General features: G+C 74.4%; 12 protein-coding genes. 9 read left to right on the top strand and 3 right to left on the bottom strand.

Annotated elements, in window-relative coordinates; translation table 11 throughout:
• Positions 1 to 56: 56 nt before the first annotated feature.
• Together ACI798_RS07235 and ACI798_RS07230 are read left to right on the top strand one after the other, a co-directional pair.
• Positions 57 to 1178, top strand: a complete 1122-nt coding sequence (locus ACI798_RS07235) for an ABC transporter ATP-binding protein (RefSeq protein WP_456940539.1) — start codon at positions 57 to 59, stop codon at positions 1176 to 1178.
• 27 nt (positions 1179 to 1205) lie between these two features.
• Entirely contained in the window at positions 1206 to 1901 is a 696-nt protein-coding gene (locus tag ACI798_RS07230) for a hypothetical protein (RefSeq protein WP_457047576.1), read from the top strand.
• 24 nt (positions 1902 to 1925) lie between these two features.
• Here ACI798_RS07230 and ileS read toward each other — a convergent pair whose 3' ends face one another.
• Positions 1926 to 5081 carry an isoleucine--tRNA ligase gene (gene ileS / locus ACI798_RS07225; RefSeq protein WP_457047575.1) on the bottom strand — a complete coding sequence of 1052 codons (3156 nt, stop codon included), beginning with the start codon at positions 5079 to 5081 and terminating at the stop codon, positions 1926 to 1928.
• A 96-nt stretch (positions 5082 to 5177) separates the two neighbouring features.
• Between ileS and ACI798_RS07220 the strand changes: the two genes are divergently transcribed.
• Positions 5178 to 6689 (top strand): potassium/proton antiporter, encoded by a 1512-nt coding sequence (locus ACI798_RS07220; RefSeq protein WP_456940542.1) that lies wholly within the window; start codon positions 5178 to 5180, stop codon positions 6687 to 6689.
• 69 nt (positions 6690 to 6758) lie between these two features.
• Here ACI798_RS07220 and mqo read toward each other — a convergent pair whose 3' ends face one another.
• The gene (mqo, locus tag ACI798_RS07215; protein ID WP_457047591.1) at positions 6759 to 8216 is read right to left on the bottom strand and encodes a malate dehydrogenase (quinone); all 1458 of its coding nucleotides are present in this window, start codon (positions 8214 to 8216) and stop codon (positions 6759 to 6761) included.
• 227 nt (positions 8217 to 8443) lie between these two features.
• On the opposite strand from mqo, the gene lspA reads away from it, so the two are divergent.
• From lspA to ACI798_RS07185, 6 genes are all read left to right on the top strand, one after another.
• The gene (gene lspA, locus ACI798_RS07210; protein WP_457047574.1) at positions 8444 to 9118 is read left to right on the top strand and encodes a signal peptidase II; all 675 of its coding nucleotides are present in this window, start codon (positions 8444 to 8446) and stop codon (positions 9116 to 9118) included.
• Between the two features lie 17 nt (positions 9119 to 9135).
• Positions 9136 to 10071 carry an RluA family pseudouridine synthase gene (locus ACI798_RS07205; RefSeq protein ID WP_456940545.1) on the top strand — a complete coding sequence of 312 codons (936 nt, stop codon included), beginning with the start codon at positions 9136 to 9138 and terminating at the stop codon, positions 10069 to 10071.
• A 7-nt stretch (positions 10072 to 10078) separates the two neighbouring features.
• Positions 10079 to 10888, top strand: coding sequence for a CPBP family intramembrane glutamic endopeptidase (locus ACI798_RS07200; RefSeq protein ID WP_456940546.1), 810 nt, complete (start codon positions 10079 to 10081; stop codon positions 10886 to 10888).
• A complete protein-coding gene (locus ACI798_RS07195; RefSeq protein ID WP_457047573.1) occupies positions 10885 to 11316 on the top strand; it encodes a GNAT family N-acetyltransferase in 432 nt (143 codons plus the stop codon). Before ACI798_RS07200 ends, ACI798_RS07195 begins: the two co-directional genes overlap by 4 nt.
• Before the next feature lie 212 nt (positions 11317 to 11528).
• Positions 11529 to 15107, top strand: coding sequence for a DNA polymerase III subunit alpha (gene dnaE, locus ACI798_RS07190; RefSeq protein WP_456940548.1), 3579 nt, complete (start codon positions 11529 to 11531; stop codon positions 15105 to 15107).
• A gap of 50 nt (positions 15108 to 15157) precedes the next feature.
• Positions 15158 to 15790: a DUF2567 domain-containing protein gene (locus ACI798_RS07185; RefSeq protein ID WP_456940549.1), complete on the top strand. Its 633-nt coding sequence runs from the start codon at positions 15158 to 15160 to the stop codon at positions 15788 to 15790.
• 68 nt (positions 15791 to 15858) lie between these two features.
• On the opposite strand, the gene ACI798_RS07180 is transcribed toward ACI798_RS07185, so the two are convergent.
• Positions 15859 to 16704 (bottom strand): LON peptidase substrate-binding domain-containing protein, encoded by an 846-nt coding sequence (locus ACI798_RS07180; protein WP_456940550.1) that lies wholly within the window; start codon positions 16702 to 16704, stop codon positions 15859 to 15861.
• Positions 16705 to 16736 lie beyond the last annotated feature (32 nt).

Here is a 16736-nt window from a genome sequence, read left to right as displayed (position 1 = left end):
GCGTGTCACAGTGTGCGCGCTCTGCACCGGCGCAGAAGGGGAGCTGAAGGAACGCCATGGCCGCCATCACCTACGACCGGGCCACGCTCGTGTACCCGGGGGCGACCCGCCCGTCGGTCGACGCCCTCGACCTGTCCATCGCCGACGGCGAGTTCCTCGTGCTCGTCGGCCCGTCGGGCTGCGGCAAGTCCACGTCCCTGCGGATGCTCGCCGGCCTGGAGAACGTGACCGAGGGGTCGATCCGCATCGGCGACCGGGACGTCACGCACCTCCCGCCCAAGGAGCGGGACATCGCGATGGTCTTCCAGAACTACGCGCTGTACCCGCACATGACGGTGGCCGACAACATGGCCTTCGCGCTCAAGATCGCCGGGATGGCGAAGGAGGAGCGGTTGGCCCGCGTGCGGGAGGCGGCCCGGCTGCTCGACCTCGAGCAGTACCTCGACCGCAAGCCCAAGGCGCTCTCGGGCGGGCAGCGGCAGCGGGTGGCCATGGGCCGGGCGATCGTCCGCGACCCGCAGGTGTTCCTCATGGACGAGCCGCTGTCGAACCTCGACGCCAAGCTCCGCGTGCAGACCCGCACCGAGATCGCCGCGCTGCAGCGCCGGCTCGGCACGACGACGGTCTACGTGACCCACGACCAGGTCGAGGCCATGACCATGGGGGACAGGGTCGCGGTCCTCAAGGAGGGCGTCCTCCAGCAGGTGGACACCCCGCGCGCCCTCTACGACCGGCCGGTCAACGAGTTCGTCGCCGGGTTCATCGGCTCCCCGGCCATGAACCTCGTCACCGTGCCGCTGCGCGAGGGCGGCGCCGTCCTCGGTGGCCACCCGGTGCCGCTCTCGCGCTCGGTGCTCGACGCCCTCGCCCAGGACGGGAAGGGGACCGCCACCCTCGGCTTCCGGCCCGAGGCGGTCCAGTTCGTCGGCGCGGGGGAGGGGTTCGCGGTCGAGGTCCAGGTGGTGGAGGAGCTCGGCTCGGACGCCTTCGCCTACGGACGGCTCCAGGCCGGGGCCGGGGTGGAGGGCGCGGAGGTGACCGAGCGGCCCCTGGTGCTGCGGGCCGACGCGCGCCGGCCCCCGGCGAAGGGCGAGGTCGTGCACGTGGCCATCCGTCCGGGCGAGGCGCACGTCTTCTCCGCCCTGACCGGACGGCGGATCGGCCATGCCGGGGACTGACCGGCGCCCGGCGCCCAGGGGCGGCCGGTGATCGTCGCCGCGGCACTGCTGGTCCTCGCCGGCCTGGGGCTGTTCGTCGCCGGCGTGCTGACCGCCGTCACCGCCTGGTACTGGGCCTGCGTGGGCGCCTGCGCCCTGGCCGCGGTCCTGCTGGTGGTCGCCCGGCTGCGCGCCCCCGTCAGCAGCGGCACCCCGGCCACCGGCCGGGGTGCCGCTGACCGCGCCGACACCCCGGGCCGGACGCAGCCCGCGCGCACGGGGTCCTCGACGGAGGAGCCCGCGCGCCGGGACCCCGCGCCCGGGGAGCCCGTGCGCGAGGAGCCCGTGCGCGAGGAGCCCGGACCCGTGGAGCCGGCCCGCGCCGGGCGGCACGAGGCCCCCGACCCGGCCGGCGAGCGACCCGCCGAGGCGCCCGCGCAGACCCCGGCGCAGCCCGCCCGGGCCGCGGCGGCCGGCGTGCCGCTGGGCGGCGGGGACCCCCCGGAGGAGGACGTCGAGGTCACCGACCTGCTCATCGTCGTGGACCTGACCGACGAGGTGCTCGTCGTCGACGAGCACCCCCGCTACCACCTGGCCGACTGCTCCTGGCTGGCCGGCCGGGAGACGATCCCGCTGCCGGTCGACGAGGCGCGCACCGACGGGTTCACCCCGTGCGCGGTCTGCGGGCCGGACGCCCACCTGGCCACCGTGGAGCGCGCCCGCCGGGCCGCCCGCCGCGGCTGACCGCGCGGGCGGCCCGGCGGCGGGTCAGGCCCGGGCGAGCCAGAAGCGGGAGCCGTTCGGCCCCTCGACGCCGGGACCCTCGCCCGCGGTGCCCGCGTGGACGGCGGTCGCGAGGACCTCGCCGGCCAGCTGCTCGCCGGACCCGGTGAGCGCCTCGGCCATCGGGCCGTCGGCGGTCCACCACAGCTCGATCCGGTCGCTGACCGCCAGGCCCGCGTTCTTGCGGGCCTCCTGCACCAGCCGCACCGCCTCGCGGACCAGCCCGGCCCGCTCCAGCTCCGGCGTGAGCGTGAGGTCCAGCGCCACGGTCAGCCCGGCGGCGCTGGCCACCGTCCAGCCCTCACGCGGGGTCTCGGTGACCACCAGGTCGCCCTCGGCCAGCGGCACCGCCTCGCCGTCGACGTCGACCGACGCCGTCCCGGCCCGGTAGGCCGCGACCAGGGCGGCCGGGTCGGCCGCGGCGACGGCCTTCGCCACCGCCTGCACCTGCTTGCCCAGCCGCCGCCCGACCGCGCGGAAGTCGACCTTGACGCTGACGTCGACCAGGTCGCCGCCCACCGCCGCCAGCTCGTCGAGCGCGGCCACGTTGAGCTCGTCGGCGACCTCGGCCACCAGGTCGCGGCCCATCGCGGCCCACCCGGGCGCGGCGACCAGCGCCCGGGCCAGCGGCTGGCGGGTGCGCACCTTCGCCGAGGTCCGCGCCGCCCGGCCCAGCTCCACCAGCCGGCGCACCAGGTCGACCTGGGCCACCAGCTGCGGGTCGCGGGCGTCCTCGTCGACGGCCGGCCAGGAGGCCAGGTGCACCGAGTCGGGGGCGTCGTCGCCCTCGCCGGGGACGAGGCCCGGCCGCACGACCCGCGTCCACACCTCCTCGGTGACGAACGGGGTGAACGGCGCCATGAGCCGGGTCAGCCCGTCGAGCACCTCGTGCAGCGTGCCCAGCGCCGAGGGGTCGCCGTCCCAGAACCGGCGCCGCGAGCGGCGGACGTACCAGTTGGACAGGTCGTCGACGAACTGCGCGAGCAGCCGCCCGGCGCCCTGGGTGTCGAAGGCCTCGAGCGCGTCGGTGACGCCCTCGGTGACCGCGGCCAGCTGGGCGAGCGCCCACCGGTCCAGCAGCGGTCGCTCGGCCCGCGGCGGGGCGGGGGAGGCGGCCGGCTCCCAGCCGTTGGTCTCGGCGTACAGGGTGAGGAAGCTGGCGGTGTTCCAGTAGGTCAGCAGGACCTTGCGGACCACCTCGGACAGCGTCTCGTGCCCGACCCGCCGCGCCGACCACGGCGAGCCGCCGGCCAGCATGAACCAGCGGACGGCGTCGGCACCGTGCCGGTCCATGAGCGGGATCGGCTCGAGGATGTTGCCCAGGTGCTTGCTCATCTTGCGGCCGTCCTCGGCGAGGATGTGGCCCAGGCACAGCACGTGCTCGTAGGAGTTCCTGCCGAACACCAGGGTGCCGACGGCCATGAGCGAGTAGAACCAGCCGCGGGTCTGGTCGATCGCCTCGCAGATGAACTGCGCCGGGTAGGCCGCCTCGAACTGCTCCTCGTCCCGGTGCGGCGCGCCCCACTGCGCGAACGGCATCGAGCCGGAGTCGTACCAGGCGTCGATGACCTGCGGCACGCGCCGGTAGGTGCCCTCCTCGCCGGGGCGGGTGAAGGTCACCTCGTCGATGTAGGGGCGGTGCGGGTCCAGGTCGGACAGGTCGCGGCCGGCCAGCTCCGACAGCTCCGCGAGGGAGCCGACGACGACCGTGCGGGACGGGTCCGCGTCGTTGCGCCAGATCGGCAGCGGGGTGCCCCAGTACCGGTCGCGGGACAGCGCCCAGTCGACGTTGTTGTTCAGCCAGTCGCCGTAGCGGCCCCACTGGATGGTCTCGGGGTGCCAGTGGGTCTTCTCGTTCTCGGCGAGCAGCCGGTCCTTGACCGCGCTGGTGCGGATGTACCAGGACGGCTGGGCGTAGTACATGAGCGGCGTGTGGCAGCGCCAGCAGTGCGGGTAGCTGTGCTCGTAGCGCTGCTCGCGCCACAGGACCCCGCGCTGCTGCAGGTCGACGACGAGGGCGTCGTCGGCGGCCTTGAAGAAGTGCCCGCCGACCAGCGGCACCTCGGGCAGGAAGTGGCCGGAGGCGTCGATCGGGTTGACCACCGGCAGGCCGTAGGCGCGGCTGACGGCGAGGTCGTCGGCGCCGAACGCGGGGGACTGGTGGACCAGGCCGGTGCCGTCGTCGGTGGTGACGTAGTCGGCCAGGACGACGTAGTGCGTGTCCTCGCCCTCGGGGAAGTCGACCAGCTCGAACGGCCGCCGGTAGTGGGTGCGCTCCCAGTCGCGACCGGTGGTGCGGGCCAGCACCTCCACGTCGTCGGTGTCGCCGAAGACCGCGCCCAGCAGCGGCTCGGCGACGACGAGGGTGTCCTCGCCGCGGCGCGCCACCAGGTACGTGACGTCGGGGTTGACGGCGACGGCGGTGTTCGACGGCAGCGTCCACGGCGTCGTCGTCCAGACGAGCAGGTCGGCCTTCCCGGCCCACTCGCCGTCGGTGACCGGCAGCCGCACGTACACCGAGGGGTCGGTGATCGACTCGTAGCCCTGGGCGACCTCGTGGTCGGACAGGCCGGTGCCGCAGCGCGGGCAGTACGGGGCGACGCGGTGGTCCTCGACCAGCAGGCCCTTGTCGAAGACCTGCTTGAGCGACCACCACACGCTCTCGATGTAGGAGGGGTCCATCGTCCAGTAGGCGGTGGACATGTCGACCCAGTAGCCCATGCGGCGGGTGAGGTCGCTGAACGCGTCGACGTGCCGCATGACCGACTCGCGGCAGCGGGCGTTGAACTCGGCGATGCCGTACCGCTCGATGTCGGGCTTGCCGGCGAAGCCGAGCTCCTGCTCGACGGCGATCTCGACCGGCAGGCCGTGGCAGTCCCAGCCGGCGCGGCGGGGCACGTGCCAGCCCTGCATCGTCTTGAAGCGGGGGAAGACGTCCTTGAACGCGCGGGCCTCGATGTGGTGGGTGCCCGGGCGGCCGTTGGCGGTGGGCGGGCCCTCGTAGAAGACCCACTGCGGACGGCCCTGCGAGGCCTCCAGCGACCGGGCGAAGACGTCGGCGTCCTCCCAGCGGCGCAGCACGTCCTGCTCGAGCGCGGGCAGGTCGACCTGGGGCGGCAGCGCACGGAACGGAGAGCTCACCGCTCCATTGTCCCCGACCCGTCGAGCCCGTCCGCGTGCAGGCGCGGCGGGCCGGACGCGGTCGTACGGGAGACTGGCCGCCATGGGCGGCGGGCGGTGAACACCACGGTCACCTTCGCCCTCGCCGTCGGGGCGCTGGTCGTGCTGGTGGCCGCCGTCGCCCTGCGGCTCGCCGACCGCCTCGGCCTGCCCAGCCTGCTGCTCTACCTGGCCCTCGGCGTGGCGCTGGGCGAGAGCGGCCTCGGGGTCCAGTTCGAGGACTACCGGCTCACGCACACGCTGGCGTACGCCGCACTCCTCGTCATCCTCGCCGAGGGAGGCCTGACGACGCGGTGGGCCGACGTCCGTCGGGCGGTCGGACCCGGGGTCTCGCTGTCCACCGTCGGTGTGGCGGTCAGCGTGGGCCTGACCGCGGCCATCGGGGTCGTGGTCCTGGGCTTCGACTGGGGCTTCGCCCTCCTGCTGGCCGCGGTCATCAGCTCGACCGACGCCGCCGCCGTCTTCGCGACCCTGCGGCGGCTGCCCCTCCCGCGCCGGGTGGCCGCCTCCCTCGAGGCCGAGAGCGGCCTCAACGACGCCCCGGTCATCCTGCTCGTGACCGTGCTGGCCGAGTCGCTCGCGGGGGCGGCGACGCAACCGTGGTGGCTGGTCGGCCTGGTGGTGGTGCTCGAGCTCATCGGAGGCGCCGTCATCGGGGTCGGGATCGGCTTCGGGGGTGCGGCGCTGCTGCGCCGGGTGGCGCTCTCCGTGGCCGGGTTCTACCCACTGGCGACACTGGCGCTCTGCGTGCTCGCGTACTCGTCGGCGTCGCTGGCGCACACCTCCGGCTTCGTCGCGGTCTACCTGTGCGGTCTGGTGCTGGGCAACGCCGCGCTGCCGCACCGGGCCGCGAGCATCGGGTTCGCCGAGGGCATGGCCTCCCTCGCCCAGATCGGCCTGTTCGTGCTGCTCGGTCTCCTCGTCTCCCCGGGCCGGCTGCCCGAGGCCGTGGGACCGGCGCTCGTGGTGGGCGGCGCGCTGCTGTTGGTCGCCCGGCCCCTGTCGGTGGTGGCCAGCCTGGTGTGGTTCCGCTTCCCGTGGGCGCAGCAGGCGTTCATCTCCTGGGCCGGCCTGCGCGGAGCGGTGCCGATCGTGGCGGCGATCATCCCGCTGACCGCGGAGGTCCCGAGGGCGACGACCGTCTTCGACACCGTCTTCGTGCTGGTCGTCGTCTTCACCCTCGTGCAGGGGTGGTCGCTGCCGTGGGTGGCGCGGCGCCTGCGGATCGCCACACCGGTCACCCCCCGTGACGTGCAGGTCGAGGCGGCACCGCTGGAGGAGCTGGACGCGGAGATGATGCAGCTGACCGTGCCCGAGGGCTCGCGGCTGCACGGCGTCTACCTGCCCGAGCTGCGGCTGCCCGAGGACGCCGCGGTGGTGCTCATCGTCCGCGACGGCCGCTCGTTCGTGCCGGACGCGACCACCCGGCTCATGCGTGGTGACCAGGCGCTGCTGGTGTCGGCCCGCCGGTCCCGCCCGGAGGCCGAGCGCCGGCTGCGGGCGGTCAGCCGCGCCGGCCGGCTGGCCACCTGGCGCGGCGAGCGAGGCGCCGCGACCGAGTCCGACTAGCCGGGCGAGCACACGGCGGACGCCCCCTCGCCGGGGCGGAGGGGGCGTCCGCCGTGTGGTCGGGGGACCTCAGCCGTTGAGCTCGAGGGTCTGCATCGTCTCCGCGCGGACGGCCTGCAGCAGGGCCGGGTCGGAGGAGAGGTCGCGGCCGTAGGAGGGGATCGCCTCCTCGAGCGCGGCGCGGCGCGCGGCCACCCGGTCGGGGAAGGCCCGCTCGACCAGCGTGAGCATCGCCGAGACCGCCGTCGAGGCGCCGGGGGAGGCACCCAGCAGGCCGGCGATCGAGCCGTCGGCGCCCACGATCAGCTCGGTGCCGAACTGCAGCACGCCCTTGCCGCTCTTCGGGTCCCGCTTGATGACCTGCACCCGCTGGCCGGCGGTGATCATCTCCCAGTCGGCCTGCTCGGCCAGGGGCACGAACTCCGTCAGCGTGCGGTGCCGGGCCTTGCGCGACTGCAGCAGCTCGGTGACCAGGTACTTCGTCAGCGCCATCTCGGTGCGGGCCACGCCCAGCATCGAGCCGAGGTTGTTCGGCTTCACCGACAGCGGCAGGTCGAACATCGAGCCGGCCTTGAGGAACTTCGGCGACCAGCCGGCGTAGGGGCCGAACAGCAGCGAGAACTCGCCGTCGACCAGGCGCAGGTCCAGGTGCGGCACCGACATCGGCGGCGCGCCGACGGCGGCCTGGCCGTAGACCTTGGCCTGGTGCTTGCTGACCAGCTCGGGGGAGCGGGTGCGCAGGAACATGCCGCTGACCGGGAAGCCGCCGAAGCCGCGGATCTCGGGGACCGCCGCCTTCTGCAGCAGCGGCAGCGCGCCGCCGCCCGCGCCCACGAAGACGAACCGGGCGCGCACCGTGCGCTCCTCGCCGTCCCGCCTGTCGGTGACCGTGACGTTCCAGCGGCCGTCGTCGCGCTTCTCCAGGCCGGTGACCCGCTGGCCGGTGTGCACCTGAACACCGCGGGCCTCGCCCTGCTCGAGCAGCAGCCGGGTCAGCGCGCCGAAGTTGACGTCGGTGCCGGCGACGGAGCGGGTCGCGGCGACGACCTGCGCGGGGTCGCGGCCGTCCATGACCAGCGGCACCCACCGCGCCAGCTCGGCGGGGTCGTCGGTGTACTCGAGCCCGGCGAACAGCGGCTCGGCCGACAGTGCCGCGTGGCGGTCGCGCATGTAGCTGCGCCCGCCCTCCCCGGTCACGAAGCTGACGTGCGGGACGGGGGAGATGAAGTCCTTGGGCGAGCCGGTCAGGCCGCTGCGCACCAGGTGCGACCAGAACTGGCGCGACACCTGGAACTGCTCGTTGATGAGGCGGGCCTTGGCGGTGTCGACCCGGCCGTCGGGCCCCGCGGGCGTGTAGTTCAGCTCGCACAGCGCCGCGTGCCCGGTGCCGGCGTTGTTCCACGCGTCCGAGCTCTCGCCCGCCACCGCGTCCGCGGACTCGAAGACGGTGATGCTGCACTCCGGCGCGACGACACCGAGCAGCGACGCCAGGGTCGCGCTCATGATGCCCCCGCCGACGAGCACCACATCGGGGTCGGTGGCTGAACCGAGGTCGGTGGACACGACTGCCTTCCTGCCGGGTGGACGTGCGCCATCTCCGACGATCGGCCGAACGGCGCGCTGGGACGCCCTCGACGGGGTGTGAGATTCGTCTACCCGTCCGTGAGGTGCCTCACCATCGCGGCGGGGTGCGGCCGCGCGGCGGGCCGGGAGGCACGGGCACCGAGGCTATCGTCGGCTCGTCGGCCGCCCTCGTGCGGCCACCCGCCGACCGCCGCGAGCACGAGGAGCCCCCGCTGAGCGAGCGACCCGAGGACCCCGCGGAGGCCCCCGCCGCGGCCGCTCCGGACGACGCCGCTCCGGACGACGCCGCCGTGCACGCCGCCGCCCCGGTGCCGGCCCGGCGGCCGCGCACGCGGCTGCTGCTCCTGCTCGCCGCGGTGGTCTTCCTCGCCGACCTCGGCAGCAAGCTGCTCGTCGTCGCCACGATCGACCGCGGCGAGAACCTCCGGCTGCTCGGCGGGGCGCTGTACCTCACGCACGCGCGCAACACCGGCGCCGCCTTCTCCTTCGCCGAGGGCTTCACCGTCGTCTTCACACTGATCGCGGTCGCCGTCGCGGTGGTGATCGTGCGGACGGCGCGGCGGCTGTACTCCACCGGCTGGGCGGTCGCGCTGGGCCTGGTCCTCGGCGGCGCGCTGGGCAACCTGGTCGACCGCGTGTTCCGCGAGCCGGGGTTCCTGCGCGGCGGCGTCGTCGACTTCCTGTCGGTGTTCGCGCCGAACGGCGAGGTGTACCCGATCTTCAACCTGGCCGACTCCGCGATCGTCTGCGGCGGGCTGCTCGGGGCGTACCTCGCCCTGCGCGGCGTCGAGTTCGACGGCACCCGCACCCGCGACCGCGGCGACGGCGCGGTGTCCCGCGGCTGACCTGTCACGATGGCTTCGTGAGCGCTCCCGGTCAGCACCGCGCCCTCCCGGTGCCCGACGGCCTGGAGGGCCAGCGGGTGGACCAGGCGCTGGCGCGGCTGTTCGGGCTCTCCCGCGCGGTCGCCGCCGACCTCGCCGACGCCGACAAGGTGTGGGTCGACGGCCGGGTGCGCGGCAAGGGCGACCGGCTCACCGGCGGCAGCTGGCTGGAGGTCGAGCTGCCCCCGCCGCCGGGCGAGGCGCCCCCGCCCGAGCCGGTGCCCGGCCTGACCGTCGTCCACGACGACGACGACGTGGTGGTCGTGGACAAGCCGGTCGGTGTCGCGGCGCACCCGAGCCCCGGCTGGGAGGGGCCGACCGTCGTCGGCGGGCTGGCCGCGGCCGGCTACCGCATCTCCACCTCCGGCGCCCCGGAGCGGCAGGGCGTGGTGCACCGCCTCGACGCCGCGACGACGGGGCTGATGGTGGTCGCCAAGAGCGAGCGCGCCTACACGCTGCTCAAGGCGGCGTTCAAGGAGCGGACGGTCGACAAGGGCTACCACGCGCTGGTGCAGGGCCACCCCGACCCGTCGCGCGGCACCATCGACGCGCCGATCGACCGGCACCCGCGGCACGACTGGAAGTTCGCCGTCGTCTCCGGCGGGCGCCCGTCGGTCACCCACTACGAGGTCATCGAGGCCTTCCCGGCCGCCAGCCTGGTCGACGTCCACCTCGAGACCGGCCGCACCCACCAGATCCGGGTGCACTTCTCGGCGCTGCGCCACCCGTGCGTCGGCGACACGACCTACGGCGCCGACCCGACGCTGGCCGCCCGCCTCGGGGTGGCCCGGCAGTGGCTGCACGCGGTGCGGCTGGGCTTCGCGCACCCCGCCGACGGGCACTGGGCCGAGTTCACCAGCGACTACCCGGACGACCTCGCGGGGGCGCTGGCCGTCCTGCGCGCCGAGTCCTGACCCTCCCGTGACCGGCCTCCCCACCTCCCTCGCCGACTGGGGCCCGGCCGCGCTGTCGGCCGTGGTCGTCGGGGTCTACCTCGTCGTCGGCGAGCCGCTGGTCGGGCACGTGCTGCACCGCCGCTTCGAGGGCCGGCTGCGCACCGACCCGGCCGCCCGGCGCTCCTTCTACCGGCGGCTGCTGGTCCTGGAGTGGGGGCTGGCGGCCCTCGCCCTGGTCATCTGGCTGGCCGCGCCGGACGTCGGCGCCGCGGCGGTCGGGCTGGCCTGGCCCACCGGCCTGCCGGGGCCGGTCACCGGCGCGGCCGCGCTGCTGGTCCTGGTGCTGGCGCTGGTCTCGGTCCGGGCCATCCGCGGTGGGGCGCTGGCCCGCGCGGGCACGCCGCCCGAGGCGTCCACCCAGGGGCGGCACGCCGAGCCGCCGGTGCACGCCACCCTGGCGCTGCTGCCGCGCAGCCGGTCCGAGCGGCGGCTGTTCACCGCCGTCGGGGTGACCGCGGGGGTGTGCGAGGAGTGGCTGTACCGCGGGTTCTTCCTGGCCGTGGTGGCCGCGGTGGGCGGCGGCCTGCCGCAGGCGGTGCTGGTCGCCGTCGCGGCCGTGGCCTTCGGCCTGGCGCACGCCTACCAGGGGGTGGGCGGGGTCGTGCTCACCGGCGTCCTCGGCGGGGTGTTCGCCGCGCTGTACCTGGAGACCGGGTCGCTGCTGCTGCCGGTGCTGCTGCACGCCGCGGTCGACCTGCGGTTCCTGCTCGTGCCGTCGTCGGCGCTGCCCGAGGTGTTGCCCGCGCCGCGCGCTCCCGGCGGGGCGCCCGCGTGAGCGCCGCGACGGCCGCCGTCGCCACCGCCGCCGACTGGCTGGAGGTGGTCGCGGTGCGCACCCGGGTCTTCGTCGAGGAGCAGGGCGTGCCGCCGGAGGTCGAGCGGGACGCCGCCGACGCCACCGCCGTCCACGCGGTCAGCCGTGACGACGCCGGGCGGGTGGTCGCCACCGGGCGGCTGCTCGAGCGCGACGGGCGGGGCGTGATCGGCCGCATGGCCGTCGACGCCGCCGCCCGCGGCGCCGGGCACGGCGCGGCGGTGCTCGCCGAGCTGCACCGGCAGGCGGCACTGCGCGGCCTGGCCGAGGTGGAGCTGCACGCGCAGGTCACCGCGCGCGGGTTCTACGAGCGGGCCGGCTACACCGCCGTCGGCGGGGAGTACGAGGAGGCCGGCATCCGGCACGTCACGATGCGCCGCCGACTGTGACGGGGTCGTCCCGCCGCGCCGAGACACGTCCTGTCAGACCCTCGGCGTAGACAGTCCCCGGTGCGAGGATCAGGGGACCGGCCCGGGCCTGCGTCGGTGCCCGGCCGGACCAGTCCCGAGCCCGCACCGCACCGCCCGGTCTTCCCCGCCGGTCGCCCGCCGGAGCACCCGACGGCCGGGCCAGCACGACCCGTGAGGAGCGCCGCAGCACCGTGAGCAGCCCAGGCCACCCGTCTGCAGGGACCGACTCGTTCGTGCACCTGCACGTCCACACCGAGTACTCGATGCTCGACGGGGCGGCGAAGCTGCCCGAGGTGACGAAGGCCGCGGCCGAGCAGGGCATGCCGGCGCTGGCCATGACCGACCACGGCAACGTCTTCGGCGCCTACGACTTCTACAAGCAGGCCAAGGCCGCCGGCGTGAAGCCGATCATCGGCATGGAGGGCTACTACACGCCCGGCTCGCGGTTCGACCGCGCGCCGTTCGACTTCGGCGACAACCTCATCGACGAGGACGGCGAGGGCGGGTCCTCGCGCGGCAAGGCCGCCTACACGCACATGACCCTGCTGGCCCGCACCACCGAGGGGATGCACAACCTCTTCCGCATCTCCTCGCTGGCCAGCCTCGAGGGCCAGTACCGCAAGCCGCGCTTCGACCGCGACCTGCTCGAGCGCTACGGGAAGGGCCTCATCGCGACGACGGGCTGCCCGTCCGGCGAGGTCAACATGTGGCTGCGCGCGGGCAAGCTCGACCGCGCGCGGCAGGCGGCCGCCGACTTCCAGGACATCTTCGGCAAGGAGAACTTCTACGCCGAGCTGATGGACCACGGCCTGTCCATCGAGCAGAAGACCCGCCCGCAGCTGCTGGAGATCGCCAAGGAGCTGGGCATCCCGCTGCTGGCCACCAACGACCTCCACTACACGCACAAGGAGGACGCCGAGGCCCACGACGCCCTGCTGTGCATCCAGACCGGGTCGCGGCTGAACGAGACCAACCGCTTCAAGTTCAACGGCGACGGCTACTACCTGAAGAGCGCCGCCGAGATGCGCGCGCTGTTCCCCGGTGACCTCACCGAGGCGTGCGACAACACGCTGCTGATCGCGGAGCAGTGCGAGGTCACCTTCACCGAGGGCGCCGACCTCATGCCGCGGTTCCCGCTGCCGCCGGGGGAGGACGAGACCTCCTGGTTCGTCAAGGAGGTCGAGCGGGGGCTGCACAAGCGCTACCCGAACGGCATCCCGGACCACGTGCGCAAGCAGGCCGACTACGAGGTCGGGATCATCACGCAGATGGGCTTCCCGGGGTACTTCCTCGTGGTCGCCGACTTCATCAACTGGGCCAAGGACAACGGCATCCGCGTCGGTCCCGGCCGCGGCTCGGCCGCCGGCTCGCTGGCCGCCTACGCCATGGGCATCACCGACCTCGACCCGCTGCAGCACGGGCTGATCTTCGAGCGGTTCCTCAACCCCGAGCGCGTCTCCATGCCCGACGTCGACATCGACTTCGACGACCGCCGCCGCGGCGAGGTCATCCAGTACGTCTCGCGGAAGTACGGCGAGGAGCGGGTCAGCCAGATCGTCACCTACGGCACCATCAAGGCCAAGGCCGCGATCAAGGACGCCGCCCGGGTTCTCGACCGGCCCTACTCGGTGGGCGACGAGCTGACCAAGCTCATGCCCCCGGACGTCATGGGCAAGGGCATCCCGCTGTCCGGCGTCTTCGACCCGGCCCACCCGCGCTACAAGGAGGCCGGGGAGTTCCGCGCCCGCTACGAGTCCGACCCGGGCGCGGCCGAGGTCGTCGACCAGGCGCGCAAGCTCGAGGGCCTGAAGCGGCAGTGGGGCGTGCACGCGGCCGGCGTCATCATCGGCCGCTACCCGCTGATCGACTCGATCCCGATCATGCGCCGGGAGAACGACGGCGCGATCATCACGCAGTTCGACTACCCGACCTGCGAGACGCTCGGCCTGCTGAAGATGGACTTCCTCGGCCTGCGCAACCTCACGGTCATCGACGACGCGCTGCGCAACATCGTCGCGAACGGCAAGGAGCCGATCGACCTCGACGAGATCAGCAAGGACCTCACCGACAAGGCCACCTACGACCTGCTGGCCCGCGGTGACACCCTCGGCGTCTTCCAGTTCGACGGCGGGCCGATGCGGTCGCTGCTGCGGCTCATGCGGCCGGACAACTTCGAGGACATCTCCGCCGTCGGCGCGCTCTACCGGCCCGGCCCGATGGGTGCGAACTCGCACACCAACTACGCGCTGCGCAAGAACGGCCAGCAGGAGATCACGCCCATCCACCCCGAGCTGGCCGAGCCGCTCGAGGACATCCTGGGCGGCACGTACGGCCTGATCGTGTACCAGGAGCAGGTCATGGCGATCGCGCAGAAGGTCGCCGGGTACTCGCTCGGCAAGGCCGACCTGCTGCGCCGCGCGATGGGCAAGAAGAAGAAGTCGGTCCTCGACGCCGAGTTCGTCGGCTTCGAGGCCGGCATGAAGGAGCGCGGCTACTCCGACGCCGCGATCAAGACGCTGTGGGACATCCTCGTCCCGTTCGCCGACTACGCGTTCAACAAGGCGCACTCGGCGGCCTACGGCCTGGTCTCGTACTGGACGGCCTACCTCAAGGCCAACTACCCGGCCGAGTACATGGCCGGGCTGCTCACCAGCGTCGGCGACGACAAGGACCGCCGGCCGGTGTACCTGGCCGAGTGCCGCCGGATGGGCATCAAGGTGCTCCCGCCGGACGTCAACGAGTCCTCCTGGGACTTCACCGCGGTCGGCACCGACATCCGCTTCGGCCTGGCGTCGGTGCGCAACGTCGGCACCAACGTCGTCGACTCGATCGTCCGGGCGCGCGAGGAGAAGGGCGCGTTCAAGGACTTCGCCGACTTCATGCGCAAGATCGACACGGTCGCCTGCAACAAGAAGGTGATCGAGTCCCTGGCCAAGGCCGGCGCCTTCGACTCCCTCGGCCACTCGCGGCAGGGCATCGCCGCCATCCACGCCCAGGCCGTCGACGCCGCCATGTCGCTCAAGCGCAAGGAGGCCGAGGGCCAGTTCGACCTGTTCGGCAGCTTCGGCGGCGGCGGCGACGGGGACGACCCGTTCGGCGGCGCGCTGGACATCGCCGTCCCGACGGCGGACTGGTCGAAGTCCGAGCGGCTGGTCTTCGAGCGCGACATGCTCGGCCTCTACGTCTCCGACCACCCGCTGCACGGCGTCGAGCACGTGCTCGCCGCCAACGCCGACACCCCGATCGCGGAGATCAACGCCGGCGGGGTCGAGGACGGCGCCAACGTCACGATCGCCGGCATCCTCACCTCGGTGCAGCCGCGCACCAACAAGCAGGGCGCGCCGTGGGCCATCGCCACGCTGGAGGACCTCGAGTCCGGCATCGAGGTGCTGTTCTTCCCGAAGACCTGGGCGGAGGTGTCGGAGAAGGTCGTCCGCGACCAGATCGTCGTGGTCAAGGGCCGGATCAGCCGCCGCGACGACCAGCCCTCGCTGTTCGGCTCCGAGGTGACCATCCCCGAGCTCACCGAGGGCCCCCGCGGCCCGGTGCTCGTGTCGATGGCCGCTGCCCGCTGCACCCCGCCGGTGGTCGAGCGGCTGCGCGAGGTGCTGGGCAGTCACCCGGGCACCACCGAGGTGCACCTCAAGCTGCTCAACAACGGGCGCGAGACGGTGCTGCGGCTGGACCAGGGGCTGCGGGTGCGGCCGAGCACGGCCCTGATGGGCGACATCAAGGCGCTGCTGGGGCCGACCAGCGTCGCCCTGCTGTGACCGGCACGCCCGGGAGCGGGCCGTCCGCTCCGCGGGGTTCACTGGGGGCCGTGAGCAGCCCGTCTCCGCTCCCGGACAGCCCATACGCCCCGCCCGCCGCGGTGGTCGGCGCCGGGCACCCCGCCGCGCCCGGCGCCGCGGCGCCCGCTGCCGTACCGGCCGCCCGGCCGGCCGGTGCCGCGGTGCTCGCGGAGCTGCGGCGGGACCTGCGCGGGGCGGCGGTGTGGGCCGCGCTGCTCGCGGTCGCCGGCATCCCGGCCGGCCTGCTGTGGGTCTGGCTCGCGCCGCGGGCCCGGTTCGAGGTGGTCGAGGGCGGCGCGGTGCCGGTCGGGCGCCCGTCGGCCGAGCTGCTGGTCGCCGACGACTCGGTGCTCGTGCTCGTCCTCGCCGGTCTCGGCCTGCTCGCCGGCGGCCTCGCGTGGGCGATGCGCCGCCGGCGGGGCGTGGCCACCGTGGTGGGCACCGCCGTCGGCACCGCGCTGGCCGGGGTCCTCGCCTGGCAGCTGGGGGAGCTGCTCGCGCCCGGGCCCACGCCGGCCCAGCTCGGCGACGTCGGCACCCGGGTGACCACCGGGCTGGAGCTGTCCAGCCCGCCGGCGCTGGCGGTGGCCCCGTTCGCCGCGCTGCTGGTCTACGTCGTCGCCGCGCTGTTCGCCGCCCGCGACGACCTCGGCCGGGGGTGACGTGCTGGAACGGCCCCCTGCAGGGTCCCGCCGCGAGCTCGCGAGCGGTGGGGGCAGGGGGTCCTCCGTCAGTTGAGGCTGGTCGGGCCGGCGAACTGCTGCAGCGGCGCCGGGACCGCCCCCACCGTCTCGAGCAGGGTCAGCTCCCGGCGCAGCATCCGCGTCTCGGCCACCAGCCGGCGGCGGGTCGCCGACTCGGCCAGCAGCGCCTGGCGGTCCTCGGTGGTCAGCAGCGCCGCCGAGGCCACCAGGTAGGACAGCGCGCGGGCGTCCCCGTCGACGACGTCGAGGAGCGCGTCGGCGCCGTCGAGGTCCTGCGCGTCACCGGCCACGGCGGTCTCCGCGCCGCCGGTCTGCAGGCTCGCCACGGCGCTCACGTAGCGGGTGAACAGCGAGCCCACCCCGCGCTCCAGCACGCCGAGCGAGCCGCGGGCCACCTCCGCCACCAGCCCCTCGTCCGGGCCCCCGCCGGCCGGCGCGGACCCGACCTCCTGGTCGCCGGCCGACTCCTCGGCGGCCTCCTCGTCGGCCAGCCACTCGACCTCGGCGCGCAGGTAGGGCGGCCCGTCCCCGTCCCCGTCCCCGCCGTCGTCCCCGCCGACCAGGACGTCGAGCAGCCGGAACCGGTCGCCGCCGACGGTGGTGATGCGGAACCCGCCGTCGGCCTGCGGCCGCACGGTCTGCAGGTGGGCGGTGCAGCCGACGTCGTAGAGCGCCTGGGCGGGGGAGACCCGTTCGACCTCCCAGCCCTGCCGGATCGCGACCACCCCGAAGAACCGGCCGTCGCCGTCCTCCGGCCGGGCCAGCAGGTCCCGCACCAGCGCCCGGTAGCGGGGCTCGAACACCTGCAGCGGCAGCACGATCCCGGGGAACAGCGGCGACCCGAGCGGGAACAGCGGGATGAGGTCGCCCACACCGGCGAGCCTACGGGCGCCCCGGGCCCCCG

The sequence above is a fragment of the Geodermatophilus sp. SYSU D01045 genome (genome assembly GCF_054050295.1).
Note: the sequence above shows the minus strand (reverse complement) of the source record. Positions and strands in the feature narration are given on the sequence as shown.

Excerpts from the sequence above, each read along its gene's own strand:
- ACI798_RS07235 (WP_456940539.1), top strand. The coding sequence starts at position 57 with ATGGCCGCCATCACCTACGACCGGGCCACGCTCGTGTACCCGGGGGCG.